Annotated in this window: 31 protein-coding genes and 2 tRNA genes; 5 read left to right on the forward strand and 28 right to left on the reverse strand. The window is 39.6% G+C overall.

Annotation, left to right across the window (positions count from 1 at the left end):
• Window positions 1-80: 80 nt before the first annotated feature.
• The 3 genes from KKD20_04850 to KKD20_04860 all read right to left on the reverse strand — a co-directional run bounded on the left by KKD20_04850 (window position 81) and on the right by KKD20_04860 (window position 3,065).
• A complete protein-coding gene (locus KKD20_04850; GenBank protein ID MBU4332421.1) occupies window positions 81-1,844 on the reverse strand; it encodes a DUF2330 domain-containing protein in 1,764 nt (587 codons plus the stop codon).
• A 155-nt stretch (window positions 1,845-1,999) separates the two neighbouring features.
• The gene (gene mraZ, locus KKD20_04855; protein MBU4332422.1) at window positions 2,000-2,431 is read right to left on the reverse strand and encodes a division/cell wall cluster transcriptional repressor MraZ; all 432 of its coding nucleotides are present in this window, start codon (window positions 2,429-2,431) and stop codon (window positions 2,000-2,002) included.
• A 355-nt stretch (window positions 2,432-2,786) separates the two neighbouring features.
• On the reverse strand, window positions 2,787-3,065 hold the full coding sequence (locus tag KKD20_04860) for a hypothetical protein (protein MBU4332423.1): 279 nt from the start codon (window positions 3,063-3,065) through the stop codon (window positions 2,787-2,789).
• On the opposite strand from KKD20_04860, the gene KKD20_04865 reads away from it, so the two are divergent.
• The 3 genes from KKD20_04865 to KKD20_04875 all read left to right on the forward strand — a co-directional run bounded on the left by KKD20_04865 (window position 3,064) and on the right by KKD20_04875 (window position 4,058).
• Entirely contained in the window at window positions 3,064-3,831 is a 768-nt protein-coding gene (locus KKD20_04865; protein ID MBU4332424.1) for a hypothetical protein, read from the forward strand. The genes KKD20_04860 and KKD20_04865 overlap by 2 nt on opposite strands.
• Before the next feature lie 61 nt (window positions 3,832-3,892).
• Window positions 3,893-3,971 (forward strand) — tRNA-Trp (locus tag KKD20_04870).
• Between the two features lie 8 nt (window positions 3,972-3,979).
• Window positions 3,980-4,058 (forward strand) — tRNA-Thr (locus tag KKD20_04875).
• Window positions 4,059-4,549: 491 nt separating this feature from the next.
• Here KKD20_04875 and tsaB read toward each other — a convergent pair.
• Window positions 4,550-4,969, reverse strand: a complete 420-nt coding sequence (gene tsaB / locus KKD20_04880; GenBank protein MBU4332425.1) for a tRNA (adenosine(37)-N6)-threonylcarbamoyltransferase complex dimerization subunit type 1 TsaB — start codon at window positions 4,967-4,969, stop codon at window positions 4,550-4,552.
• A gap of 120 nt (window positions 4,970-5,089) precedes the next feature.
• Window positions 5,090-5,758: a hypothetical protein gene (locus KKD20_04885; GenBank protein MBU4332426.1), complete on the reverse strand. Its 669-nt coding sequence runs from the start codon at window positions 5,756-5,758 to the stop codon at window positions 5,090-5,092.
• A gap of 210 nt (window positions 5,759-5,968) precedes the next feature.
• On the opposite strand from KKD20_04885, the gene KKD20_04890 reads away from it, so the two are divergent.
• Window positions 5,969-8,281: a hypothetical protein gene (locus KKD20_04890; GenBank protein ID MBU4332427.1), complete on the forward strand. Its 2,313-nt coding sequence runs from the start codon at window positions 5,969-5,971 to the stop codon at window positions 8,279-8,281.
• Between the two features lie 117 nt (window positions 8,282-8,398).
• On the opposite strand, the gene rplL is transcribed toward KKD20_04890, so the two are convergent.
• From rplL to pcm, 16 genes are all read right to left on the reverse strand, one after another.
• Window positions 8,399-8,917 carry a 50S ribosomal protein L7/L12 gene (gene rplL / locus KKD20_04895; GenBank protein ID MBU4332428.1) on the reverse strand — a complete coding sequence of 173 codons (519 nt, stop codon included), beginning with the start codon at window positions 8,915-8,917 and terminating at the stop codon, window positions 8,399-8,401.
• Window positions 8,918-8,953: 36 nt separating this feature from the next.
• The gene (rplJ, locus tag KKD20_04900) at window positions 8,954-9,478 is read right to left on the reverse strand and encodes a 50S ribosomal protein L10 (GenBank protein MBU4332429.1); all 525 of its coding nucleotides are present in this window, start codon (window positions 9,476-9,478) and stop codon (window positions 8,954-8,956) included.
• Window positions 9,479-9,803: 325 nt separating this feature from the next.
• The gene (locus tag KKD20_04905; protein MBU4332430.1) at window positions 9,804-10,205 is read right to left on the reverse strand and encodes a hypothetical protein; all 402 of its coding nucleotides are present in this window, start codon (window positions 10,203-10,205) and stop codon (window positions 9,804-9,806) included.
• Between the two features lie 104 nt (window positions 10,206-10,309).
• Complete coding sequence (locus tag KKD20_04910; GenBank protein ID MBU4332431.1) at window positions 10,310-10,561, reverse strand: hypothetical protein; 252 nt, start codon at window positions 10,559-10,561, stop codon at window positions 10,310-10,312.
• Window positions 10,562-10,593: 32 nt separating this feature from the next.
• The gene (gene pyrH / locus KKD20_04915; GenBank protein MBU4332432.1) at window positions 10,594-11,307 is read right to left on the reverse strand and encodes a UMP kinase; all 714 of its coding nucleotides are present in this window, start codon (window positions 11,305-11,307) and stop codon (window positions 10,594-10,596) included.
• A 62-nt stretch (window positions 11,308-11,369) separates the two neighbouring features.
• A complete protein-coding gene (locus KKD20_04920; protein ID MBU4332433.1) occupies window positions 11,370-11,603 on the reverse strand; it encodes a hypothetical protein in 234 nt (77 codons plus the stop codon).
• Between the two features lie 102 nt (window positions 11,604-11,705).
• Complete coding sequence (locus tag KKD20_04925; protein MBU4332434.1) at window positions 11,706-12,734, reverse strand: site-specific DNA-methyltransferase; 1,029 nt, start codon at window positions 12,732-12,734, stop codon at window positions 11,706-11,708.
• Window positions 12,721-13,458, reverse strand: coding sequence for a hypothetical protein (locus tag KKD20_04930; protein ID MBU4332435.1), 738 nt, complete (start codon window positions 13,456-13,458; stop codon window positions 12,721-12,723). The genes KKD20_04925 and KKD20_04930 overlap by 14 nt, the downstream gene beginning before the upstream one ends.
• Window positions 13,459-13,619: 161 nt before the next feature.
• The gene (locus KKD20_04935; GenBank protein ID MBU4332436.1) at window positions 13,620-13,814 is read right to left on the reverse strand and encodes a hypothetical protein; all 195 of its coding nucleotides are present in this window, start codon (window positions 13,812-13,814) and stop codon (window positions 13,620-13,622) included.
• Between the two features lie 119 nt (window positions 13,815-13,933).
• Entirely contained in the window at window positions 13,934-14,197 is a 264-nt protein-coding gene (locus tag KKD20_04940) for a hypothetical protein (GenBank protein ID MBU4332437.1), read from the reverse strand.
• A gap of 291 nt (window positions 14,198-14,488) precedes the next feature.
• Window positions 14,489-14,791: a hypothetical protein gene (locus KKD20_04945; GenBank protein ID MBU4332438.1), complete on the reverse strand. Its 303-nt coding sequence runs from the start codon at window positions 14,789-14,791 to the stop codon at window positions 14,489-14,491.
• Window positions 14,792-15,001: 210 nt separating this feature from the next.
• Complete coding sequence (locus tag KKD20_04950; protein ID MBU4332439.1) at window positions 15,002-15,148, reverse strand: hypothetical protein; 147 nt, start codon at window positions 15,146-15,148, stop codon at window positions 15,002-15,004.
• 70 nt (window positions 15,149-15,218) lie between these two features.
• Window positions 15,219-16,232, reverse strand: coding sequence for an endolytic transglycosylase MltG (gene mltG, locus KKD20_04955; protein ID MBU4332440.1), 1,014 nt, complete (start codon window positions 16,230-16,232; stop codon window positions 15,219-15,221).
• Window positions 16,233-16,498: 266 nt separating this feature from the next.
• Window positions 16,499-17,563, reverse strand: coding sequence for a mannose-1-phosphate guanylyltransferase (locus tag KKD20_04960; GenBank protein ID MBU4332441.1), 1,065 nt, complete (start codon window positions 17,561-17,563; stop codon window positions 16,499-16,501).
• A gap of 25 nt (window positions 17,564-17,588) precedes the next feature.
• Window positions 17,589-17,960 (reverse strand): four helix bundle protein, encoded by a 372-nt coding sequence (locus tag KKD20_04965; protein MBU4332442.1) that lies wholly within the window; start codon window positions 17,958-17,960, stop codon window positions 17,589-17,591.
• A gap of 140 nt (window positions 17,961-18,100) precedes the next feature.
• Window positions 18,101-18,751: a protein-L-isoaspartate O-methyltransferase gene (gene pcm, locus KKD20_04970; protein ID MBU4332443.1), complete on the reverse strand. Its 651-nt coding sequence runs from the start codon at window positions 18,749-18,751 to the stop codon at window positions 18,101-18,103.
• A gap of 327 nt (window positions 18,752-19,078) precedes the next feature.
• Between pcm and KKD20_04975 the strand changes: the two genes are divergently transcribed.
• Window positions 19,079-19,705: a CAP domain-containing protein gene (locus tag KKD20_04975; protein ID MBU4332444.1), complete on the forward strand. Its 627-nt coding sequence runs from the start codon at window positions 19,079-19,081 to the stop codon at window positions 19,703-19,705.
• Window positions 19,706-20,193: 488 nt separating this feature from the next.
• On the opposite strand, the gene KKD20_04980 is transcribed toward KKD20_04975, so the two are convergent.
• From KKD20_04980 to KKD20_05010, 7 genes are all read right to left on the reverse strand, one after another.
• Window positions 20,194-20,715, reverse strand: a complete 522-nt coding sequence (locus tag KKD20_04980; GenBank protein MBU4332445.1) for a phosphatase PAP2 family protein — start codon at window positions 20,713-20,715, stop codon at window positions 20,194-20,196.
• Window positions 20,716-20,823: 108 nt separating this feature from the next.
• Window positions 20,824-21,690: a bifunctional DNA-formamidopyrimidine glycosylase/DNA-(apurinic or apyrimidinic site) lyase gene (mutM, locus tag KKD20_04985; protein ID MBU4332446.1), complete on the reverse strand. Its 867-nt coding sequence runs from the start codon at window positions 21,688-21,690 to the stop codon at window positions 20,824-20,826.
• Window positions 21,691-21,810: 120 nt separating this feature from the next.
• On the reverse strand, window positions 21,811-23,379 hold the full coding sequence (gene gpmI / locus KKD20_04990; protein ID MBU4332447.1) for a 2,3-bisphosphoglycerate-independent phosphoglycerate mutase: 1,569 nt from the start codon (window positions 23,377-23,379) through the stop codon (window positions 21,811-21,813).
• A gap of 334 nt (window positions 23,380-23,713) precedes the next feature.
• On the reverse strand, window positions 23,714-25,303 hold the full coding sequence (gene gpmI, locus KKD20_04995; protein ID MBU4332448.1) for a 2,3-bisphosphoglycerate-independent phosphoglycerate mutase: 1,590 nt from the start codon (window positions 25,301-25,303) through the stop codon (window positions 23,714-23,716).
• Window positions 25,304-25,522: 219 nt separating this feature from the next.
• Window positions 25,523-25,888 carry a response regulator gene (locus KKD20_05000; protein MBU4332449.1) on the reverse strand — a complete coding sequence of 122 codons (366 nt, stop codon included), beginning with the start codon at window positions 25,886-25,888 and terminating at the stop codon, window positions 25,523-25,525.
• Between the two features lie 185 nt (window positions 25,889-26,073).
• Window positions 26,074-26,451: a response regulator gene (locus KKD20_05005; protein ID MBU4332450.1), complete on the reverse strand. Its 378-nt coding sequence runs from the start codon at window positions 26,449-26,451 to the stop codon at window positions 26,074-26,076.
• Window positions 26,452-26,688: 237 nt separating this feature from the next.
• The coding region (locus KKD20_05010; GenBank protein MBU4332451.1) for a cell wall metabolism sensor histidine kinase WalK at window positions 26,689-26,806 on the reverse strand (118 nt) is incomplete at its 5' end.

The raw sequence follows: 26,806 nt of genomic DNA on the forward strand, positions 1-26,806 counted from the left end.
CCGCGCGGCAAAGTCGTGTGGGGGCTTTTTTATTTTCAAATTATTCAAAGTACAAAATTGTTTTTTTTGTTTTTTGAAATTCACCACACCAACATCACCACTTTCTTAGCCTTAGGCAAAACAATACTTTCTTTTCTGTCTCTCTTAAAAAATCTGCTCACTCCTTCTTTGGCCAACTTCACTGGTTCTTTAGGACCTTCTGACGACCCTGGCGTATTCCCGCCACTCTCACGCCGATGCTGGCGCCATTGCAGAATCATAACGATTATACAAGCAACAAAAATTGTTAACACAGCAAATGATATTGGCAAAGCGTATGAATAACTAAATGCTGACCAAGATGGCGAATAGATGGCCATAATTTCGTACCAGCCAACTCTCATTGCCCAAAAAAATAACACCCCAAATATTCCCAAAGTCACCACTAAACTCAAAAGTTGAAATACCCAAGCAATAGCCTGCGCTTTTCTATTTTTTGACAAAAATTGCAGTAAACTAAATCCAATAAATATCAAGCCAAAAGGTGAAAACAACCAGCCAATCACGGATACCATATAGATAATCAGCCATTGCAGCCATTGCCAACTTCTTACCGGCGAACCAGCGCCCACCTTGTCATTATCATCTGCATCCCGAATTACTAAATCATTGGTCATCTCGCTGGTCATCATGTGGCGATATAAATAAGTTAGCCAGTATTTTTTTTGCGCCGGCTGAATCAAGGGTTCACCCTTAATATCATAAGCTAAATCTTGTATTTGATTCTTCTTGATTTTATCAGCATACGAGGTTGTGAATCCGGGTATGTCCTTTTTATGGTCAGCAAGAACATAAAGATGAATGGGTATATTGGGTGCATATTGATGACTGTTCTGCTCGTAATATAATCCTTGGCGATTGAAATAGGCATTGAACCAAAATTTTTCTAACTGGGGACGATAATAATTTTCATCTAAACCAGCGGCATATTTCCATGATTCTGCAGTTGGATAATTTTTTTCTTTGGCAATTATTAAAGGATAGTCACTGGCTTTTGAATCTTCATAAGGCACCTGATTGACAAGATCTTCAATAATTTGATTTATCACTTCTTCACCAGTAGTTTTTCTGATTAAATCGCCATACCCAATTTTTTTCAAATGAGCAATTCGAGGGCCATCTAAATAAAGATTATCAGAAATCTGAACTACTTTCGGTTGCGTAGTAATTGAAGAAATCCGTAACGGATAAATAATTGCACTTGAGGCAAATTCAATTTTCAAAGGTGTGGCATGGCCCTGTTTCAAACCCTCCCCAACCTCATCGGCCTCAACTGCGCTCGTATTAATCTTAACCGCAATAAAGTACCAATTATTCTCAATATAATCATTTAATATATAACCGGATTCCTCTGGGTATTCATAATCATTCTGATTCAACCATTTAGCCAAAGCGCCCGAATCTGTTGCTTGCAAAACCGTGATATCATAATAATCAACCTTTTTGGTCTCAACCACAATCACTGCCTGTTCATCATTTGCCTTGCCAGCCAGCTCCATCATGGGCATTGGTCCTCGCCAAAGAACTGGTCTGGTAATCTCTGCGAGTGAAGTAAAAATTTCATCAGAACCCTTGGTTACTTCTGGTTTTGAAGGAATCGGAATAACCCAAGCAAAATCCTTGGCGTCCCCGGAAAAACTTACTGAAAGCACCATGGTTTCCATTCCATTCTCATGAAAAATCACGGCTTTCTGCCCGGTCTCGTTCATATAATAATCCGGCCGCGGCAGAATCATACCGTCAGCGTTGCTCATCATCGGGATTGCGAGAGATAATAATATAAGGAGTAAAACGAATTTTTTCATAATTTTATGGTTTGGTAATTTATAGTAATACGATGGTAACACAGTTGTAATACAGTTGTAACACAGTTGTAATACGATTGTAACTCTGGGTATTACAATTGTATTACTATCGTATTACGCGAGGCGAGCCGCAGCGAGCCGAGCTTATTACTTTTTTAAACGCCAATCTCCCCCAGCGCTTCCGCAATATCGCCGCTATTCTTTTCAGTATTAGATTTATAAACATTCCACTTTTCTTCATCCCAAATTTCTAAACGATTATATAAACCGGTAATCACTGTTTTCTTTTTTATGCCGGCATATTTGCGAAGATAATCCGGCACTATTACTCGGCCCTGTTTATCTAGGTCGCCATCCATGGCGCCGGCCAACATCAGCCGCGCAAAGGCTCGGGTGTTGGCTTGGGAGATCGGTAGCTTGGAAAGCCGTTCAGCCAGCTTGCCCCACTCTTCTTTTGGATATAAAAATAAACAATCGTCCAGCCCACGAGTGATTACCACGCCTTGGGCTAAATCTTTACGGAACTTGACTGGCACTGCTAACCGTCCTTTTTCATCTATATTATGATTGTATTCGCCTATAAACATATTAAACACGGATGAGCACGGATTATTTATGTACGGATGGCCACGGATCACGGATCTGTGATCCGTATAAATCCGTTATTAATCCTTAAAAATCCGTGTTAAACCTTTAAATTACAAAATTTGCTTTAATAATCTTTGTTGATGTGGAAAACAGTTATACACTTTTGCCATAAGTTATCCCCACTTTCATCCACATTCTCCCACATCAATTTTATTATACCCCACCTTGCCACACTCGTCAACACTTTATATTTTATACTAATATTAGCCAAACTTATCCGATATTGTGAGTAAAGTGTGGATAAATAATACTTCTTACATTATTTACCCTGTTAAATGAAAGCCATTGACAAAGTCAGTGGTTAACAAAATCAGTCGCAGTTGGTGGTCTAACGCCACCAACAAACGACATTGATTTAACAAGGGCTACTATTGACAATATTTTATAGAAAAGATAGTATAAAAACAGCACCTTTAATTCCTGTTGCTGGATGCAGCCTCGACAAGACGGGGTGGTTGCAAGCAATAAATCGTTCCATTCACCTCTCAAACGCCTGGATGCGTAGTCGCCGCTAGTCTGCCGATGAGGGTCAGGAAAATGCGGGACCGGACGCAAGGCAAAGGAGGAATTCATGTCTAAGTATCGGTTTTCTGATTTACCCTTTGATGGTGGCATTGGCCAGGAAATAGTAGTGGTCCAGCCAGGCCCAACCGCGAGTCTTGACAAGGAGAACTTCCTTGCCAGGGGTGAGTTTGAATCAGTTTTCGCTGCAGTTATGGGCGACAATGCGCTGGTTCACACTGGCACTCTGCACTGTGTTGATGGAGGTGAGCCCTTGAGATTCAACGAATGTGGTGGCTTTCTCTATCGTGATGTCCACCCCCTGTGCTCTATCCATCCTTTGCAAAATAGGGTGTATGTTGATTTGGAGAAGGATGGTTGGCCCGCGTTTCATTGTGCTGGTTGCGATACGACTGCAACTCCGAAAATGACAAAAAGAGAGTTCAAGGACTTGATGCTCCATCTAATGATTAAACAAATGGTCCCCAGCTGGTTTGCGTGTAATTACACCGACTGTAGTCAAATGTCCGAGGATTACCATCCACGAGGCAAAGAAGCAATAAGGGAATTACAAGCTCTTGGGGTTATTTCAATAGCCCCTAAAATCCTGTGGGGCTTATCACCGGAAAACGCAAGCCGTGAGCAATCTGGTCACTGCGGAATCATGGGTCATCACAGCTTAGGATTTATGGTGATGCCGGGTACTCGATCCCTGACCCACGGTTGTGATGGCTTTGACGAATGGTTGAAGCTTTTGTTCATTAAATATCGCGAACATATTAGCGATTGGAACAAAGCAGCAACCAAATCCGCTCTTGGCCCCAGACCAGCAAAATAATGGTCAGAAGTTCAGATTCAACTCCTTGGGTGGGAGCCAAAAAGTGTTGCAAAATGAAACTGCGCCCGTAGCTCTAAATTGGATAGAGCGATGGACTCCAAATCCAGTGGTTGAGGGTTCAAGTCCCTCCGGGCGTGCCAGAAAAACAGCCGCTGTAGCTCTAACTGGCTCAGAGCAACGCCCTTGTAAGGCGAAGGCTATCGGTTCGAGTCCGGTCAGCGGCTCCAAAATTTGTTCATTCAATTTTGCCATGATAAGACGGTAGCCTACTCTTGCGTGAAGTAAAAAAGGAGTTATCCTGGAATATATCTCTACAGAAAAGAGATGAAACCCGAAGGAAAATGGCTATTAGTCTCGGGTGTTTTTTCATGGCTAACCTAGCAAGGCGGTGGTCTTTCCACTGTAACAAGTGCGCGAAGGGTTAAACATGGCTAATGTGGTCTGGCTGCGGCCGCGGTCAGATTATGTAGACAGCCGATGTTTCAATTCGTGCCAAGCAGTGCAGTGGCTTACCAGGACCCCTTATCCTCTGGTGCGCCGATTACCTTTCAGGGGAGGATGAGCGGGCGATGCCAAGACCGAATATCCTGGCGCCTTGCGGGCCTTTCATTAAGGCATGACTTTAATCAAAACAAGAAGTCATGCCTTTTTCTTTTCTCTAAACAAAAAAACAGCTGTGTAAAACACAAACTGCTTCCCTATTTACTCTTTTACTTGTTTACTTGGTTAACCACTTACTTCCAGTTATATTCGGTTCCCTCCCATAAAACGGTTCAACCGTCTCCCCTACCCTTGTCTTCTTTAATCTCAACTTACCCATTTTAATCAGGCCCTGCAAATCCTCAAACTCGCTCAACTTTACCCCAACAACTGGAATTTGTAAAGCATAACTTAAAGTATTAGCCACTACCACGCCCACCCGCACAGATGAAAAACCACCAGGACCTTTCACAACCACTACCCCCTGCAAATCAGTGAGTTTAACTTTATTCTTCTTTAATAATTTATCAACAGTTGACAATAACTTTTCTGATTCCTTGTATTGAACCCTAACAACAGTCTTATCTAAAATAAAATCATCGCGGGTAATCGCGATAACTAACTTATTTGATTCAGCTGTGTTAATTACTAAAATCATATTACTACAAGTTACTACGAGTTACTACAAATTACGCGAGCCGAGCTGTAGCGAGGCGAGCTTATTACTATAAAACTGATTAAACTCCAAAGGCACAAATAAAAACAAACCAATTAGAAACTACCCGCGCTTCGCCCTCACCGCAATCTTCTTCCGACTATGATCCTTTGTCTCCTCTTGAGTCTTTGCTGTGACCACATCAATCAGCACGATTTTTTCATTCTCAAAAATTGTATATAAAAACCTGTCTGTTAGCTGGTGTCGATATAAAAATTCTTTAGTGCTCATAACCGTATAGCGGATTTCCTGGCCCAGCTCTTTTTCAAAACGTTTAATTAAATCGGCTAGTTTTTTCTGATTAACGCGTCCAACAATTAACATATCAGTAGTTGCGTCCGCGACACCGGTAAAGCTACCGGTTAAAGCTAAATAATGGATAGCGCCAATATCCTTAATGTTCTCCATTAAAGAGGTTCGGAGCAAAAGCTGGGATTTCATAATCAAGCTCCGGAGCTCGTTATATAAAACAAAGCTGGTGTTGGCTTTATAATGAATCTTCTGGGTACCTTTTTCTTTTTTCTTCATCTTTTGAATCAGCCCTAAAGCTTCGAGATTATCGAGTTCCCGGCACACAGAATTGATATGCTCACTTATGCTCCTTGAAATTTCCCGAATATAAAAACCCTCGCCCCCCTCATCTAACAAAAATAGACGCAAAAGCTTAACTCGCGTTTTAGAGCCAAACAGTTGCTCGAAAAAATAAAGAGCTGATTTTTTTGAAGATTTCATCTGGCTTGTGCTTTAATTAGTTAATTGTTAGTAATCAATATCTGTAGTATAATATAAATGTAGTTAAAAGGCAAGAATAATTGTCGTGTTGTTTGTGTAATTTAATGCAAGTGCAGCCAAAAAGCAAGAAAAACATTAAAGCATGAAAGCACGAGAGCAGAAAAGCAAAAGAATTTGTTTTAATGCTTTTATGTTTTAATGTTTTGATGAATGTACAATCTCCAAGTTGCCAAATTAGTTATCTATAACTCTCAAAAGAGTCGTTCGCTCGTCTCTTGCTTTGTTACCCAGCCAAAAATCGGCGAAAAGGAGCGGGGCGGGCAAATTTTTGTTATCTCGGAAATCCAAAAGACCACATCCGAGTATACTTATCAAAAACTTATAGACAGCCTTATCAAATCAATGAAAGGCTATTATTATAATGAAATCAACTATCGGGCCGGACCAATAGAACTTGTTTTTGAGGCTGCTCTGCAAAAAACTAATCAAGAATTAGGCTTTTATCTAACCAATAAAGAAAACGGCATCAATGACGATTTTCTGAATAATTTGAATGTCCTGGTTGGCGTGGCCCGCAACCATGAAATTCACTTTTCCTTGGCAGGCGATATCAAGGGATATCTCATTAGAAAAAATAAAATTTCTGATATTGTTGCCGGCCCCGAAAAACTTCAGGGCCAACACCAAGAATCTCAAAAAATCAATCCCTTAAAAGTCTTTTCCCATGTGATTTCCGGACATTTGGAAACTGACGACGGCATACTGTTCTGCACCGAAAGCCTGTTGGACTACTTTTCTTTAGAAAAATTAAAAAAAATCATTGCTGATAACCAGGCCTCTAAAGTCTGCCAAAACCTTCAGGATCTCTTAATAGAAATTGATGATAAATCTGCCTTGGCAGCTATTGCCTTAAAACTCCTGGCTACTCCCCAAATTGAGAAAAAAGGTCTATCATACCCGCCACATCACCCAGAAGAAAAGGGTTTCCCCGCGCTCCTAAAAAAAAGTGAAAAAAACAGCGTTCAAGACTCTATTGCTAAACTTTTGGATCAACAAACAGAAACTAATCAAATTATATCACCCCGCTTGGTTTCAAATCTAAAAAAAATATTTACCTCAAAACACACCCGACAGAAAAAAAGCAAAACATCCCAAGAAAAAACTATGTTTAGGACGATCAAGAATTACAGCCCGACTAATAATCTACCCAAAATTAAACATTTCCCCGGCTATAAAATCACTCACAAATTTGGATCTATCCTAAAAATAGCGGCTGTGCCATTTGAACTTTTAGGCAAATTCTTTAAAAAAAACCCGGCCCGCTTTGATAAACTATCAACCAGCAGTTTAGAAAAAATCTCCAGCCAAGCCAGAACACCCAAAAAATATCTTCGCAGGCTCCCCCTGTCCAGTAAGGCTTTACTTTTTGTTTGCATTATCTTGGGCCTGCTTTTTATCCAAAGCATCTTTCTTCTAAATAAAAGACGGGATAACCAGCAAGATATCCAAACCTATAACCAGCTGTTAGAGCAAGTGGAAACCATGCAAAACGAAACCGAAGCTTCTTTAATTTATAGCGACGAAGAAAAAGCGCGATTACTCCTTAAGAATATATTAGAATTAATCGCCGGCCTGCCGCAAAACACCGAGGAGAGAGCAGAAAAAGCCTCAACCTTGCTCGCAAAAGCTAATGCCCAGCTCAATCAACTTAATCGCCTAAGGACTATTAAAAACCCCAAGCAACTCTTGGACTTTAGCGCCCTGACCTTTTTTGCCGAAGAATTGCCGTCCGAAATAATCAAGTTACAAAAAAATATCTATACCTATCGCTCTCGCGATAATAGCTTTTATGTTATCAATCTAGGGACCGGGGAAATTGATAATCTTCAAAATTCCTCGGGCGAGATTGGCAAAATTACTAAAATTAAAAAATTTGACGAATCCTCGTTTCTTCTTTATCACAACTTGGAGGGGGTTGCCAAGTTTGATACGAAAAAAAATACAATAATCTCTTTTGGATTATCCAGCCGAGAAGATATTATCATAGCTGATGTAGCCGCTTATAATAATCAACTTTATGTCCTGGCCCCCAATAAGAACCTAATTTTAAAATACAGCCCAGTGGCTGGCAGCTTTAGCCGCGAAACCGAGTGGCTCAAAGATGGGACTGATATTAGAGAAGCAATATCTTTTATCATAGATAGCTCCCTTTGGATACTTAAAGCCGATGGTTCAGTCATCAATTTGATGAAAGGGGTGGAAGCAGAGTTTACTAGGCCCACGATTGAGCCTCTGCTTATTGGGCCCACAAAAATCTGGACAGATGCTGACTCTAAAAATCTTTACATCTTGGATTCTCCCAGCAAAAGAATTGTCATCATCACTAAAGAGGGCATACTTAAAGAACAGCTCACCAGCAAATCGTTCGCTGATTTAAAAGATTTTGTGGTTGACGAGGAAGCCGGGAAAATCTATGTTTTAGCGGGCGCCAAAATCTACGAGGTAGACCTCGGTCTTGAATAATAACCAGAAAGCCAGCAAGTGTTTGCCGGCCTTCTTAAATTTTTTATATATAATAATGAACCATTCGCACGAATGGTTCATTACTTTTTCAGAATGAAAAATAATTTTTTTTAGAGCTTACTTCAAGCTCACTTTCGCCCCAGCTTCTTCCAATTTCTTCTTCATCTTTTCGGCTTCTTCTTTAGCTACGGCTTCTTTAACCATCTTTGGCGCCGCTTCAACCAAATCCTTGGCGTCTTTAAGGCCAAGTTCGGTTAATTCGCGAACAGCTTTAATCACGCCGATTTTGTTGCCTCCGATTTCGGTTAACTCCACATTAAAGCTGGATTTTTCTTCAGCTTCTTCACCTGCCCCGGCGCCTGTAGCGCCAGCCGCGGCAACTGCCACCGGAGCCGCAGCGGACACGCCGAATTTCTTTTCCAAAATCTTCACCAATTCTGCCAAATCCAGCACTGACATTTTCTCGATCTCCTCAATTAGGGACTTGAATTTATCAGGTACTTCAACTTCTGTCTCTTCTTCAGTTGATTCTTTGGCTGTTGGCGCATCAGCCTTTTTAGTTTCTTCTGGCTTTTGCTCTTCTTGAATAGGAGCACTTTGTTGATCGTCTGTTTTTTGATTATTGTCTTCTGCCATAGTTTTAACTTTAATTATTAATTATTAATTATTAAATCATGCTTTCGACTCCCGAATCGCATCTAATACCCGCACTAATCCACGCAAATTACCAGCCATAACATTAACAAACCCAGAAATCGGAGCTTTGATTGAACCCACAAGCCGTGCCAACAGTTCATCCCTATTGGGTAGCTTAGCCAATTCCCCCACTTTCGCCGTGTCAATAAATTTTTGTTCTAAAATCCCGCCCTGGATTTTCAGGGCCTCGTGTTGCTTAGCAAAATCCGCCATTATTTTGGCCGGCGTTACTTCGTCCTCACTGCTCACGGCAAAGCTCATCGGACCTTCCATGGCTTTGATATCAACATCCGAAAACTTAGAATTTTTTAAAGCAATGTCAAAAAGCGAGCGTTTGATTACTAACAAACGGGTATTTGCTTCCCGGAGCTTACTCCGCAGGTCTTCCATTTCGGAAACTTTAAGCCCAGAATAGTCAGCGAAAACAGCGCCCTTGACATCCTCTAAGGTTTGTTCTAAATCCTTTACAATTTCTTTTTTTTGTTGTTTAGTCTTAGCCATAAGTCAATATTTATTATTTACTATTTACTATTTATTATTCATTAAACAAAAATCTGCGATTTTAAGCCGCAGAATATCTGAAAAAACACATTCTTGCCTGAATAGGTTTTACATGCCTTAGCACTACCTATTTTCTGCGGCTACATATTGTTGTTATCAGTATAGCAAATGCTAAAAAATATGTCAAGCTTTAAGGTGTAACCATACCAACCCTAATGCTTGACATTCTTGGTTGCCTTGGCATGTCTGAGTCCCGCCCGCCGAAGCCCTGAGCTTGCCTCTCGGCCATGAGCTCGAGGCCGAATGGTCGAAGGGCGCAGGCGGGTCAACTATTGACTGCTTCCGGCTTTAAATCGTCTAGCGTCGGGAATATTTTGAGCTCAATAATTCTTCTTTCTTCTTCCTGGACCAGCAAGCCCTTCCGCCTCAAAGCCCTATTAGCGATTAAAGCTTTTTCATCTATTTTTCTGTCCCGCACAACTGTATCGCCTTTTAAATCTGCTAATTTTTCATCAAGGTAATCTTTGGTTACCATTTGATTGTCTACATGGTCAATCTTTTTCTCTAGTCTTTGCTCTACGTGGTCAATCTTTTTCTCTAGTCTTTGCTCTACATGGTCAATCTTTTTGTAAACATCGTCAAAAGAGGGTTTTATGTATTTTATAACCCCATCCTCAAAACTTTCATCAAAAATTCCTTTTATTTGTTTTAAGTCTTCTTTTTGCATATTTCTATTATAAAGTAAAATTTATCCACAGTCAAATTATGGGGTAAAATAAAGGGACTCCCACTGAAGTCCCTTGTGCTTGATAACATGTCATTCGTCAATCTTTAAGTTTCCTTACCCTGGCTTTCTCTGGTGATCACATTACCTTGAGCAGTATTTACACTGTTCCCAATCATGGCGTCCCCCAGCCATTGGATGTTGCCCTCATCATATTCCTCCACAATGAAGGCGCCGTGGGTGTCTTCATGACTTAAAGAAAAGCCGTGCCTCTTGCAGGCATCGACAATCTCTCCTAAAAAGGCTTCAACCAACCAATCTTCAACCCTCGCCTCTCTACCTAAATGAAACCGTTTCAATGTCCTCCTCCTTTCCGTAAATTAACCTGACCCTATTTAATGATTGTGCCTTTAAATTTCTTGCCCCCTAAAAACTTCTTAAAATTATCAAGATTAGTGCCTTTCATAATCGCCACTTCAAGTTTCAGCTTAGCCGCAAGCTTAGCCGCAATCGGATCAAAAGGAGAGTTCATTCTGGGAATCCATTTGCCGCCGATTAGCTTTTTATACTCATCCCAGGTCATTTTTTTAATTGGCTTGGCATCTTTGACTTTACGCGGGTCAGCAGTATAAACATAGTCAATATTTGTTAAGTTGACGATTGTCTTGGCGCCTAAATTTTTAGCGATTAAAACCGCGTCTTTATCTGATGAGCAACCGGGCTTCCAGCCGCAGCCAATGATTATTTTTTTGTTGGTCTTCCCGCCAGAGGCGGACCAGCCTCGGGCTGGAATTTTTTTGGTAGGGTCTGTTATTATTTTTTCATAAGCATAATCACCAAATATTGAGCGGACCAATTCAGCGTTGGCGCGGGTAAAGGAGATACCGAGCCAATCCAAATCAATCGGCTTGATCTTAGCAATCTTTTGGGCAAACCCGTTATAGAGTTTATTTATCTTGCCGCCGCCGGTAATGATGGCTGCTCTATTACCACGCTTTGTGTAATCTAAAATTAACTGGCGGAATTTTTTAAGAAATTTGACATCAACTTTGTCTGGGGCGGGAATGATGATTGAGCCGCCAAGGGAGATGATGAGGGTTTTCATGGATTTGCTATTTATTGTTTAACATTTATTGCCTATACCTATTTTTATCAAAACCCAAAACATTATAACCTCTTTTTTAAACTGAACTTAGTATCTTCTGGATAATTATGTTTAATATGCTCAAATGCTTTTATCTCGGCTACTTTGTATGCCTCCTCTTTGGTAGAATATTCTCCTGACAAATAATATGGAGTATCGTTTAATTCGCCATCACAGTATGTCTGGATTTGAAAATTTGCTTTGAATTTTCCATTTTTCAATTTTTGCGCAATAAGTTGGACAGTTAGATGTGTCATAATGAAGTAAATATTTTTCTTTTAAATCTTGTTTTTCAATTGTAGCTTTTTGGTCACTCATATATTTTTACTTCCAAAACTCCAAGCTCTCCGCTTTAAAATTTATGCCACATTCACTTGATTGAAAATAAGGTTGAACATATTTTCTTGCGTATTTGGCCATTTAAATAATTCTGTTTCTTTATTGGCAGTGGCTTTTATTTTTTTGAATCTGCCCAATCTTTCTTTAGATATTTTAATATACTCTGGATTTATATCTATTCCGATATAGTTTAAACCCAATTTTTTGGCGGCTACTGCGGTTGTGCCACTGCCAATAAAGGGGTCTAAAACAATTGCGTCCTTGTAAAACGCGGACAGTTTTATTATATACTCGCAAATTTCAAGGGGCTTTACGGTTTTGTGGCCATTGCTCTCCCCTTTTTCCCGCTTATTTGGCTTGCCGATTAGAAAATGCTTGTCAATAATTTCATTTATATTATCAACAGCTAATACGTTGGACGGAAACATATTATCTCCCACTCTAACTTCTGTATTTAACAGCCCTACATTATTTTTAATCATATTTTTTAAAAAGGTTCCATCTGTTGGTTTTTGGGCCATAACAATCGGTTCAAAACAAGATCTTATTTGGGGGGTTTTCCAACCATTATACTTTTCTATTAGCTTGTCCTTCTCCTCTTTTTTTATGTTTAATTTATTTATAAAATGGTCTAAACTCATTGCTTTGGCTTGGTTTTGCGTATATAGCCATAAAAAACAATCTCTTATCTCAAAACCAACATCATCTATCGCGCTTGCCATTCTATGATATAATCTCGGACTTGAAAATGAAAAGAAAAAACCGCCAGGCTTTAAAACTTTGAACAATCTCTTGGAGATTTCTAAATACCATTTGTAAAACTCAACTCCCTGTTTTCTGTCAAACTTCATGCCGGAGGGCAGGGATTTAATAACCCTTTGGTTTTTTTTATTGGCGACTTTCTTATGTTCCCAATTATTATCTAATTTGTCTAAAAAATATGGCGGGTCTGTCAATACCAAATCTATTGAATTTTTATCAATTTTTTCTAAAATTTCTAAAGCGTCTCCCAATACAATTTTATTTATTAAATTTTTATTTTTTTTCATGGGGACCTCCTCTATTAAATTCTTTGTGAAGTATTTTATAAATTTTTTGCCTAACATCTTTATCAAAGTTTTTCACAAAATTTGCATCAGCTAATTTTATAACCCGGCCATTATCGTCATAAACCCATCTATTTCTGTCTCCCCTGTTGCACTTTTGGCATTGGGGAATGGTATTTCCAGCAGCCAAGGGCTTATTTGGATCTTTATGGGCTTTTTGGAGTTTAGTTTTTGTCCCTGACCAATGAAAGTGGGGTTTATTTTCCCGTGAACCACACGTAGCGCATCTAAAGCCATATTGTTCTTTAATTTTTAGCCAATTACCTGTCTCCGTGACCCTATGACCCCTTTTGAAGCTGGGGTATGACTCTTCTAAGCTATAAAGTTGATAATTTCCTTTTTTAACTGTTAAAACGATATTATCTCTTCCGCCAGCAACAATCCACCAACCGTCTTGAGCTCCCAAATGCCTTGCTTGCTGAACATCATTAGTTTCGGGATAAAATTTTCTCACGAATTGTGTCAATTCTGTTTTTGTTATTTCTCTAGTTTTTGGATAACCCAAAGAAAGATAAATTAAAACTAAGGCATTCTTGGTAATCTTTTTATTTTTATCATACAGTTTAGGCAATTTCACACCAAACTTTTTCAGATATTTACTGTGATATTCTTTAATAAATTTGTACTGTTTATTAATGTTCGCTTTTGTTAATTTTAAGAAAGCCATGTTTCTCACGTTAAATGTTAATTTCTATAATACTGGAATTTTATTAATAAATTTATTCGTCTTTATACTTTTATTTTACTTTATTACTCATTAAAAATCAATATCAAAATGCCATTTTTTTATGACATTTTTACATAAAAATAAATTTTAATCAAGTTTTTTCAAAACCTGGTCTTTATCTCCAGCCTTTCTTTGACTAATTTTATCGCCTGTTCCCACTTTTCCTTGTCCCCTGATTCAACCAATGGCCTAATTTCCGAATCAAAAGTTATTAAATCCGAAACTCGCTCTGCATATTCTTTTACCCATTCAAACTGGGCATCATGTTCGTGTTCTTTAACGCCCATTATCCTCATTAACTATATTTGAAAATGATTTTTGATTTTAACGTCCAAAGGTGAAAATTCAGCTGATTGTATAGGAGTTGTTTCTAACATAAAACAATAAGTTAATTTATTTTAGTAAAAGACAATTGTTAAATTCCTTGCTCGGCCTCCTTTTCCATTTTGTCTAAGCGGGTGTAATAATCCGGAAATTCGTTAAGATGGGCCAGGGCGATCTTGCCAGTGGTTAAGGGGTCGTCATTGCTGACATTGGTTGCCGGATCCACTGTGCCGTGCTCAAGTTCCACATCCATACCCATCAGGAATTGCTCAACATCAAACTTGGTCCAGTCAAGACCTAATTTTTCGCCAATTTCTTTGGCTTGTTCGCTGGTAAAGTGTTGTTGGGTGCTCATAAAATTATTCCTAAATAAATTAAAACTAAGCTGTCTTTATTGTACACGAAATTTGAAAAATAAAAAAGAGCCCAACTTAAGACTCATGAATTTGAGAAGAGGAGGGGCGGTAGGGTAAGGGGGAAAATTGAGAAAAAAGAAAGTTGAACAGCTGCCCCCTTAAACCCTACCGCCTTGAAATGAGATGCTCGAGAGACAATGCGCAAAAGCACATGTCCCTCGAGCCCCTGGCTGCTCTTTTTGGCAGCCAATGCTAGTCTCGGATGCCCGAGACTAGCATTGGCTCCCAATCTAATCCAAAACTTTTGAAAGGATTTTTTGGCTTTGCTCTAAACTATATCCCTCCCCAATTCGTTTGTATTCCGCAACATCAACTTGATATCCTGCTTCGCGCATTTTTCCCCGAATGATTGCCAATTTTAAGGTAGTGATTGTAGCGTCAGCAAAATGTTCAGCCACTATTTGAGCGTGCTCTCGGCACAATCGAGCGCCATAAGGCCTATCTTCACGAATAAAAGCTTGATGGGCATTCCCAACCTTGCGTCCGCAAATTACGCAACGATATCGATCTAATTGTCTATTTTGATTCTGCATAGGAGTTAAAAGCAAAAAACAGCCTTTGTAAAACCTCTCCTCGCGTAAAAAGGCTAATATTAGCACTTTTACGTCAAGAGAGATTGGGCTGTTCAACTTCTATTGTTATGTTAGCATGGGTAGTTTTTTTTGTCAAGGACTATAACTCTCCAACCTCTCTTTAACCAATTCTATCGCCTCTTCCCACTTCTCTTCCTCACCAGATTCAACTCAGGTCCTAATCTCTGGATCCTTCTCAATCAATTCGTAAGCTTTCTTTGCATATTCTGTTACCCAATCATTCTGGACCCTCTTGTCGCCATGTTTAATTTTCATTGCTTCCATCAATGCTATCTGAAATTTCATTTTGATTTTCATATCTATAGGTGAGAATTCAGTTTGTTGTTCAGGTAAAACTTCTGACATAGATAGAATAGTAAATAATAAGTCACTTAAGCCACTTCTGCTTATTCCTCACATGCTCATCATGATCTTTGCCAAACACGGTCTCGCCGTTAGGCTTGGACAGATAAAACCAGTACTCATTTGGGGTTGGATAAATTGCGGCTTCAATGGCGCTAACTCCAGGATTACCAATGGGACCGGGGGGTAAATCTGGATACAAATAAGTATTATATAAAGAATCAACTTTTAAATCTTCCAGCGAAGGTGTGGGATCGCCCTTGCCGGTAATGTAATTAATCGTGGCATCAGATTGCAAAGCCACGCCATTATCCACCCGCTTCCAAAAGATATCCGCAATCATTTTGCGATCGCCGTCAGTCGGCACTTCCAACTCTATGATGGATGCCATGGTGATAATTTCAAAAATCGTTCTCCCTTGCTCTTTTATATCCTCGCGCATCTCGGGTGTCAACTTACTATCAAAATTATCAAGCATTTTAGTGATAATATCATCAAGGCTGGCATCTTTATAAATTCTATAAGTATCAGGGAATAAATAACCTTCCAGCGAAGCTTTCTTGGGCTTATCTTCCAAAAAATCATACTTACCCCGCCAAATTCTGTCATCATAAATCGCTTCCAAAAAATCATCAGCTGTTACTACTCCTTGGTTTTCTAAAGACTCGGCGATTTCTCTATCGTTCCAACCTTCAATAATTTTAATTTCTTGCTCTTTGCTTAAAGCCCGGCCCGAGGTTAAAAGCTCAACTAATTTTTTGATGCTCCAACCATGAGTTAATTCATACTCGCCGGCCTGAAATTTATGCCCAATTTTTTTTAAATAAATATAAACTTCAAAAACTAACTTATTGCCAATCAAACCATCATCTTTTAGGTTTTGGCTGATTTGTCTAACCCCCTCACCCTTAGTAATCACAAAAATAACCGATTCCCTGGTCGGGTTGGAATTATAAATTTCCCGCAAAGCGTAAATGCCGGTGAAAATTACTGCTGCGAGAATGATGACAATTAAACCAAAAAATGCTTTTTTGGACATAAGTCTCTGCATGTCATTGCGAGTCTCGGCGAACGAAGCGAGCTGAGGCGTGGCAATCCCGTTGATATCCTGTGGACGTTGTTACTCTCCCTGTCTACAGGGTTTACCCTGAACCGATTCTGGTACAGGGTTTACAACGGGATTGCCACGCTCTTTTCTGGACTTACTGCCTACCTATATTTGATTATCGCCATGGTCAGTCTTGCTTGGCAAGTCCTACAGTCGCTCGCAATGACACCGATTACATCACAATGATGCTTAATAAATTATAAAAATTTCTCCCCTCCTCCTTTCTCCAGCTTCTTCACGACCTTCTTCACCTCCTGCGCTCTTCCGGCTGGACAAACCAAAATCGCATCTTCAGTCTCCACCACCACCATATCCTCCAGACCAACAGTGGCTAACAACTTGGTACCATAACCATACAACAAACAATTTTTTGAATCAATGGTTAAAACATTGCCTCGGGTTAAATTCTGATTCTTATTTTTTAGAAGCAGTTCTTTAATTGCCTGCCAGTCACCAATATCACTCCACTGGAAATTAGCCTGAATAAGCAAAATATCTTTGGTCTTTTCTAATACGCCATAATCAATAGAAATCGGCTCAATCTTTCCAAACTCCCTTTTTAAAACTTTTAACTCGCCCTTTTTGCCAATTGACTTCTCAATCGCCATCAAAATTTTATGCATCTTGGGCAGGTGGCGCTTATACAAACCTAACAAATAATCAACTTGCCAAGCAAACATCCCCAAGTTCCAGAAGTAACCGCCGTCTTGGACATACTTTTTAGCGGTTGCTAGATTTGGTTTTTCAACAAATCTTTGAACTTTGTAAACATTTTTGCTAAAAATCTTACCTCTTTGAATATAACCATAGCCAGTTGCCGGGCTTTTAGGTTTTAAGCCCACCGTGATTGTTTGGTTGGGATTAGCAGACAATACCTGCTCAACCATATCCAGGGTCTGAATATACTTGGCTTCTTCACCAACGTAATGATCAGCATAGATAATGACTATCTTTTCTTCTGGGTTTTTATGATGCAGGTGAGTCGCTACCAAACCAATGGCCGCAGCCGTGTCTTTTTTAGCCGGCTCTAAAATGTACTGGGTCTTGGGTACTTTAGGAATTTGCTTGCGAATCAAATTATAATGACGTTCACCGCAGGAAATAATAATATCAGCAACTTTGAATTTTTTGCAAATTCGTTTGAAAGTTTTTTGTAACAAAGTGTCCTCGTCAATAAGAGGGCGGGCTTGTTTAGGTGAATTTTTTCTCGACGCCGGCCAAAGGCGGGTCCCGCCTCCACCAGCTAAGATTATGGCTTTCATGGGCTTAGTCACTTGTCACTGGCAACTAGTCACTGGGGTTTATGTTTCCCCCGACTGATGCTATGAGACCATTAATTAATTTTAATACTGTTACACTTTTGTTAAATAAATCAATATAAGTGTCTTTGGAAATATATTGTAATTCATAAGATAGGATTAATAATGATTGAACTTCTTGGATTGAACCCCTGGCTTGATAATAAAATCTTTTTTTGTCTTTATAAAAGAATCTGCCAAAACCTTCAGCAATGTTTGAACAAACAGAAACAATTGCTCTTCTCATTTGACTAGTTATACCATAAAATTCTTCCTTGGGAAAATTCTTTGTTACCCTGTATATATCTTTGGACAATTCCTTAGCTTTTTGCCAAGCATCCAATTGATAGAAATTTTTTATACCCACAGAACTTAATCTTAAATATAACTTAATTAAACTCGTCCCTAGTGACTAGTGACTGACAACTAATGACGCTCTTAAGATATCACTAGCCGCCAGAATAATCTAGTTGAAAATTCCAGCGACTAGTGACCTATGTCTCATCCCTCAATCAATGGCACGAAACCAAAACCAGGATACCATTTTTCCTTATACTTATACTTGCCAGCCCTTTCGACCATTGCAATACCTGAAGGCGTTCGATCAAGGGGAATTACTAATCGACCGCCAACCTTGAGTTGCTTGAGTAGTGCTTTGGGAATACGGACCGCGGCAGCTGATACTAATATTCTATCAAACGGCGCTTTTTCTTTCAAGCCCTTAGAGCCATCCGTACAAAAAAATTGTACAACCCCCATCTTGACAAAATTATACTTGCCTACATTGCGTTCACCAAAATCTTTTAACTTCGGGATCCGTTCAATGGCAAAAACTTTTCCTTTGATTTCGCCTGGTTGCTGTTGACTGCCCAAAACAATATGCGCCAGCAAGGCAGTGGTCCAACCCGAGCCCGAGCCAATATCCAAAACTTTGTCGCCTTGCTTGGGCTGGAGCAGTTCCATCATGAAAGCAACAGTGTATGGCTGGGATATGGTTTGACTAAAACCAATGGGATAAGGGTGGTCACCCTCGGCAAATGATTCTGAACCTGGTGCCATAAAATCGACCCGCTTAATCTCCTGGAATGCCTTGATGATTCGCGGGGTTTTTAGGGTTCCTTCTTGAATGTGCCAATTAATAAGTTTAGACATCTTCTCCTCCTCCTTTCTCCTCTCATGATGCACGATGCACGTATCACAATACAAGACGAGTTATTTGGGATTGTGTTCGTGTTATCGTGATATGAGTCGTGTTATGTGTAGCGTGAATCGTGATTGAAGCTCTTGACTTTTTTTTCTAGATATGATATAATGATAGCAGAAGAGTAAAAAACAAAAATATATTCCCAAGAAATTAAACGGAATCAGGTCCAAAAGGCCTAAAAAGTAAAAAATTCTTCTAAAAAACACAGATTCTTCCTTCTGCGGCAAACCAGCCGTAGTTGGATGGAGTCCTATAAAACAAAAACAAAAAATAAAATGAAAAATTTGCTTGCCAAGATACGTTTTTTCGTATCTAAAAACATCCCTCAGCTGCTCAACTTCCCTCGGCATCGAATGCCCGTCATCGAGATGAGCTCGTCGATAAGTCGGTTTCTGAATATAGCGAAAAACAAAAAGATTATCCAAATTATCTCTATTATTTTAAGTGTTGAAATAGCGCTCTTTGGGGTGCTTTTTTTAGTTCCTAGTGTTGCTTATCTTTCTCAAGTCGATGCCGAGCATATAATTCAATTAACCAATAGCGAACGAACAAAATATAATCTGCCGCCGCTTACAGCCAATGAACAGCTCACCCTGGCCGCTGAAAACAAGGCCAAGGATCTCCTGGCAAGGCAATATTTTAGCCACACAACTCCAGATGGAAAGGTATTCTCGGCTTGGATCAAAGGGGCGGATTATGAATATTCTTATGCTGGGGAAAATTTAGCCATTGGTTTTGTTACTAATCAAGGCGTGGTTGATGCCTGGATGCGGAGCGGCAAGCATCGAGCCAACATCTTGGGCAGCCAATACCAAGAAATCGGCCTGGCAGTCATTACTGGCCAGTTCAATGACCAGGAAACAACCATTATTGTGCAAACCTTTGGCAAACCAAGAAGATAGTTTTTGGGTGTTCCCCTACTCTCATTTTATTAGCAATCTGAATTACGAAATTTCTAATTCAAAATAATATCAGCCTCAGCTAAAGTCAGATAAGCGCTCCGTCGCTACAGCTTTGGAGCGTCGGCGACCTCTGGCTGGAATAATAATTAATAAGGAAGAAACTTATGAACCCAAAAATTCGCGCCTTCCTGACAAAAAAACAACGAGCAGGAGAAATTTATAATATTCGCGGCTCACCATAATTTTTAAAAACAGTAGGCCCTGTACCAAAGTGTCGCCTGTTGGTGGCATTAAACCCCAAACCTGATGCGGTACAGGGTAAATAATCGCTCTTTTCTTAAAACGCCAAAGTAAGGAAAGCTCTTTAACAATTCAATATCTAATCATCTTTTAAAACTAACCCCCAATAAAATAAGGCATGGGACTACCTCTTTTTGAGGGGGAAAAGCCCTGTACCATTATAAGTACAGGATAAACAAAAACTAATTCTAACATCTCGTTGGGATTAGTTTTTTTATAATAAGGGCGAATATTATACCAAGGATTGCGCCCGCAAAAATATCACCGGGATAGTGAACCCCAACATATACCCGGGATAGGGCAATCAAAGCCGCCCCAACTAAAAACCAAATGCCAATTTTCTTGTTGTACAAAAAAATTGTACAGGCCAGAGCAAAGGCAATTGTAGTGTGATCCGAAGGAAAAGATTTGCCTGCAAACAACTGTTCAATTAATTTGTTCACCTGGAAACTGACATAAGGACGAGGCCGATAAAAAAATAAGCCCAAACCACGCGCCATCCCCCAGCCCAGTAGCCCTGCCAGCACTGCGCGAGCCGCATTCATCCTAGTCAATATTGCCCCTTGCTTGTGCGGCGGCAAAAATCCTAAAGCCAAAATTAAAAAAATCATCAACCAAATAGCGTAGGATGCAAAAAAGATTCCCAAAAAATCCAGGACATCATTCTTGCCGGCTAAGTTGTTGATGAGTTGGAAGAGTTGTAAGTCCACTCTACGATTTATTATTTATTATTTATTATTTACTATTTATTATTCTTTCGTTCAGTACTTTTTCTCTCTTCCATATCCTACGATGAATAATAAATAGTAAATAATAAATTACAACTGACACTCTGAACAAAAATGCGTTCCCCGGCCATTCAACTTAATCTTCTTAATCGTCCCGCCACACCGTTTACACCTCTCCCCTCCCCGTCCATAAACTTTTAAATGTGAAGTATAACCACCTTGGCGACCACTGGCATCAACATAAGTATCAACCGAAGTGCCGCGAAGAGCAACAGCGGCCTTTAATATTTTTTTGATGCCCTGCTCAAGTTTTTTTATCTCCTCGTGTTTTAAGGTTCTGACCAAGCGCGTTGGGCGGATACCCGCGTAAAAACACGCTTCGTCTGCATAAATATTGCCTATACCCGCAATATTTTTTTGATCCATTAAAACTTTTTTAATGTTCTGGCGTCCCTTTTGAGCTAAAATCTGTTTAAACTTCTCTAAAGTAAAACCCTTATTCAAAGGTTCAATACCAAATTCTGAATCTAAGAAACTTTTAACCTCGGACTTACTCATTATATTCATCCAGCCAAACTTGCGCAAATCATTAAAAAATAAATGGCTGCCATCGCTGAATTTAAAGATTATATGGGTAAACTTGTTTGGTAAATTTACTAAACCTCGAGGCACCGGATGACCGCCCGCTGTCAGTTTGCCAAATTTATCACGAAAAATTAATTGACCAGTGAGCTTCAGGTGAATTAGTAATACTTTATTACTGTCTAATTCTATTAATATTAATTTGGCTCGCCGACCCACCTGCTTCACCTTCTGGCTAGTAACCTCTCGCTGGAATTGTTTAATAGACAACTTAACCAGTTTAGCCCCCCTAACTTCCACTGATTTAAACTTTTTACCTTTGATTTTTTTGTTGAGATCTCGGGCGATTGTCTCAACTTCGGGAAGTTCTGGCATGTCTTACAATTTATTATTTAATAATTTATTATTTATTATTCTTTAAGTTGCCTTCCATGTTTGAAAAATACTAAGGCGGTCAAAAAAAAATAAATAATAAATAGCTAAATAATAAATAAATTATATCAAGGGCTGTCCAGTTATTTCCTTTGGCTTCTCTATTCCTATTATTTTTAAAATCGTTGGCGCCACATCAGCCAATACTCCAGATGGAGCGGCCAAAGTTAAATCCGGCTTTTCATTATTTGTTCCGGATCTAAAAAAATCTTTACCCACGATAATGCAGGGCACAGGATTGGTGCTGTGCTCTTTATCAATATTACCTGTTTGGAGATTCACCATCTCTTCAACATTACCGTGGTCTGCCGTAATAACCGCCACCCCATCTTGGGCCAGCAATGCCTTAACAACTCGGTCCAAACAAACATCCACGCATTCCACCGCCTTAACTCCGGCTTTAAAAACGCCAGTATGAGCAACCATGTCCGGGTTAGCAAAATTAACAATGATAAAATGATAAGTGTTGTCCGCGATGGCCTTAACCAACTTATCTGTTATTTCATAAGCAGACATCTCTGGTTTCTCGGCATAGGACGGGATGCGAGGCGAGGGGACAAGAATGTTGTCCTGACCTTTAAACGGCTTCTCATTACCTCCCGCGAAAAAAAACGTAACATGCGCATATTTTTCGGTTTCGGCAACATGAAGCTGTTTCTTGCCAGACTCACTTAATATTTTTGGCAATGGACGATTGATGGTCTCTGGATAAAAAGCAATGTTTACTGGTAAACCCTTCTCATATTCTGTCATAGTAACAAAAAACAGATTCTTCAAAACTTTCGGCCGGACAAACTCCTTAAAATCAGGAAGAACAAAAGCTTTGGTTAGTTCCCTGGCCCGATCCTCGCGAAAGTTGAAAAAGATTACTCCATCGTTATCTGTGATTAAGCCAATTGGCTTACCGCTATCGTCTAAAATATTCGTTGGCACAAATTCTTCATCATAAATTTTTTTAGCATAAGAATCTTTGATTGCCTGCATTGGATCTTTATTAGGTTGATCTGACTTGCCAATGGTCATCGCCGAGTAAACCCTTTCTATTCTTTCCCAATGGCTGTCTCTGTCCATGGCATAAAAACGGCCAGAAATTGTTGCTATCTCGCCCAAATTATAACCTTTTAATCCTTCTTGAAGCTGATTTACAAAGTTAATGCCCCTGTTATACTCCGTATCACGGCCATCCAAGAAAACGTGTATATAAAGCTCTTTTATCTTCTGCCTGTTTGCCAAATCCACCAGAGCAGAAAGATGTTCTATATAGCTATGGACCCCGCCGCTGGAAACCAGCCCCATCAGATGAAGCTTAGAATGGTTTTTCTTAACATGGGCGCAAACTTCCAGAAAAGCCTTATTAGTAAAAAAATCCCCATTCCAAATGGATTGGGTTATCCGTGGTAATTTTTGATAAACTATCCTACCTGCCCCAAGGTTCATATGCCCGACTTCAGAATTTCCAGGCTCGCCATACGGCAGACCAACGGCCTCGCCAGAAGCTTGCAAGGTCATGGCTGGATAAAAACTGGAGTAGGAATCAAAATTTGGAGTCTTGGCAGAAGTCACTGCATTACCAATACTCGGCGGAGCAACGCCCCAGCCGTCGAGAATGATGAGGGCAACGGGTTTGGACATAGTTTATTGTTTATCCTTTATCATCTTGAATTAAATTATGGTTAATAAATTATGGTTAATACAATTGTTAATAAATCTGGAGATAATGTCTTTACTGAAAGCATCGTTCAGGGCGCTTAAAGTCATCATTCTGATTATTTAAGTTGTTAATAAGGTTAATAGGCGAGTTAATAGGGTTAATAAGCGACTCGTCGTCATTATTAACTTTATTAACTACTGTATTCCAGCCAAAGGCTGGTCGGCCTTTGGCCGAAACTACTTTATTAACAACCATATTAACCACATTAACCACCGTATTAACTCCATACGTGTTAAACTTTGCCTAACATTCAAACTACAGCAACCCGCTCCGCGTCATCTCCTTGGGCTTCTCCAGTCCGGCTAATTTCAAAATCGTTGGCGCTACATCAGCCAATACGCCGCTAGAGGCTAATTTTTTATTTTTAAGTTTATCACCAACCAGAATAAACGGTACGGGGTTAGTGCTGTGTTTAGTATCAATCTCGCCAGTTTTTAAATTAATCATCTCCTCAACATTTCCATGATCCGCAGTAACAATCAAGATGCCATTCTGGCGCTTAATTTCCTGATACAGGATCCCCACACACTTATCAACCACCTCGCAGGCCTTGACTCCAGCTCTAAGGTTGCCGGTGTGGCCAATCATATCGGGGTTGGCATAATTGAGAGTTATAAAATTATAAACCTTATTTTTTAAATTGTCGATTACCGCTCCAGTAAGTTTAGAGGCAGACATTTCTGGCCTTTCATCATAAGATCTAACGGATGGAGACTGGATTATTATCCGATCTTCTTTATTAACCGGATCCGGGTAACCGCCATTAAAAAAGTAAGTTACATGGGCATATTTCTCGCTCTCGGCAATATATAACTGCCGGTAACCGTTCATAGCCATCGGCAGGGTTCCTAATAAGTCGCGGGCAGGAAAAGCGGTCAAAAGATTGCCTAAATCAGGCCCAAAATCTGTCATCGCTACAAAAAAAAGATTTTTTAAAATTTTTTTTCTTCGGAAAGCCTTGGGATTTTTTTTATTAAAATCACTCTGAACAAAGCACTTGCTAATCTGCCTGGCTCTATCTGACCGCAAATTAAAAAATATAATCGCATCATCGTCTTTAATTAAAACCCGAGGTTTATTGCGCCCTTTAGCGCTATTACTTTTTGCGTCATTCTGGATGATCAAACTCGGAGAAATAAATTCATCATTTTCTTCACGGTTATACGCTCGAATGACTGCCTCGTGGGCATTGGAAAAAGAATAGCCCTCGCCTAATACCAAAGCATTGTACGCTTTCTCTGTCCTCTGCCAATTCTTCCCGCGATCCATAGCATAATACCGACCCATAATACTGGCGATTTGCTCGTTGGGTTCTAGAGTAGCCTCCCATCTTTTTAATAACTTGGCAGCAATAAATTTTGGGGAATCACGGCCATCAGTAAAAAAGTGCCAGTACACGCGCTTCACTTTCATTACTCGCAATAGAGTGATTAAAGCTAAAAGATGGTCTGGATCCATGTGAGCGCTCTGCTGCTCGGAAAGTAAACCCATTAAATGAAGGTCCGAACCATGTTCCTTGACATGGCTAATCGCTCCCAAAAGAGCAGGGTTTTTAAAAAATATACTGGTGGTTATTGTTTGGCCAATTTCCACGGAATCCTGTTCAACAATCCTGCCAGCTCCCAAGTTCATATGTCCGGCCTCGCTGTTGCCATCCTGTTTTCCCGGCAAGCCAACCGAGGTCCCATAAGACTGGAGCGTGGTAAAAGGATAATCTTTAGTCAAAGCATCAATAACCGGGGTCTTGGCTAAAGTAACGGCATTGCCTTTATTCGGCGAGGATAATCCCCAACCGTCAAGAATAGCCAGGACAATCGGCGAGGGGCAATTTTCAGTCTTAGACATATCTAAAAATAATAACAAAAATAAAAATCATAATCCAAATCTACAAATACTACAAATGCTACCAATACTGCGAGAATTCTATTCGGGGCATTCGCCTGCCCGCCAGAGCCACCTTTTTATATAGATGACTTTAGTTGGTGATTGCACCGTCTAAATCTCTACTGACTTATTTCAACTGGCTGTGGCAGGCGGGAATACCTTTGTAGATTTGGATTTTGTTTATATAAAATTTTTTACTTTAGCAAGAATCTCTTCTCCAGTATAATCAGCTTTGACCATATACCCGCGAACGCCCAAAGATATCCCCTCAGAAACACTCTCGTCCTTGTCAACATTGGTAAGAAGAATCACCGGAATGTTTTTTGTTTTGCGGTTCTTTTTCATCCGTCTCAATACTTCTAGACCATCAATTTCAGGCATCAAAATATCAAGGAGGATAAGTTTGGGTTTTATTTTTTCGGCTAACCGCAAACCCTTAGCACCATCAGCGGCGACCACCACCTCAAATTCCTGCCTTAAGGTTTTCTCCATTGCATTTCTAAAAAGCTCTTCATCATCAATAAGTAAAATTTTGGGCTTTTTCATAGAATTTATTATTAATAATTATAGTTATGGGAAATTGATGCTTATTAAATTATAAAACAAAATCCATTGTTAAATTGTTACATTGTTGCATTGCTCACATCAACCGAAAAACAATTTAACAATTTAACAATATAGCAATGCTCGTATCTTTCTTTGACATCACCAGAGCATTAGTAATATTAGTATTACTCCTTCTTGCCTATAAGTTTACCAATCTTATCTATAATATCCTGCAAGTGCACGTCGTCTTTCCTTAAAAAATCATCAGCGCCTAAAAGTTTAGCTTTTCTCTCCTCTTCCCCCCGACTAAGGCTAGTCAAAACTATCACGGGAATATGCCCGCCCTCATCTTCTGATTTTAATCTCTTTAAGACATCGTAACCATCCATTACCGGCATCAAAAGATCCAATAAAATAAGATCTGGGTCCCATTGTTTCACTTTTTTAAATCCCAACTCTCCGTTTTCAGCAGTTTCTACCTCAAACCCGTTAGTTTTAAGCATGGAGGCAAACATGTGGCGCAATGACTCCTCGTCTTCGATGATTAATACCTTTTTGGCCATAAAATTTAATTTAAAAATAATATATCTGGAAATGATTTTTATTATTTTTGGCTAATTTTAGCGGGCATTCAATATTTATACTACCGAAGATCATTGAGATCATTACGGTAACACAACTTCGCTCAATAACGACCCAGGTCTTCTAATACGGCTTGGGTCAATTTTTATCCAAAAAAATAACAAAAATTATTTCTTTAAAAATGGAATAATAAATAGTAAATAATAAATAATAAATATTTACCCAGCGGGCAATGTAAAGAAAAAGGTGCTTCCCTTGTCAAGCTGGGATTCCACTCCGACAACGCCGCCATGGGCATCTATGATACCCTTGACAATCACCAACCCCAAACCCGTA

This window comes from Patescibacteria group bacterium (assembly GCA_018896645.1).
In the GTDB taxonomy this organism is placed as follows: domain Bacteria; phylum Patescibacteriota; class Patescibacteriia; order UBA2591; family JABMQE01; genus JAHIMF01.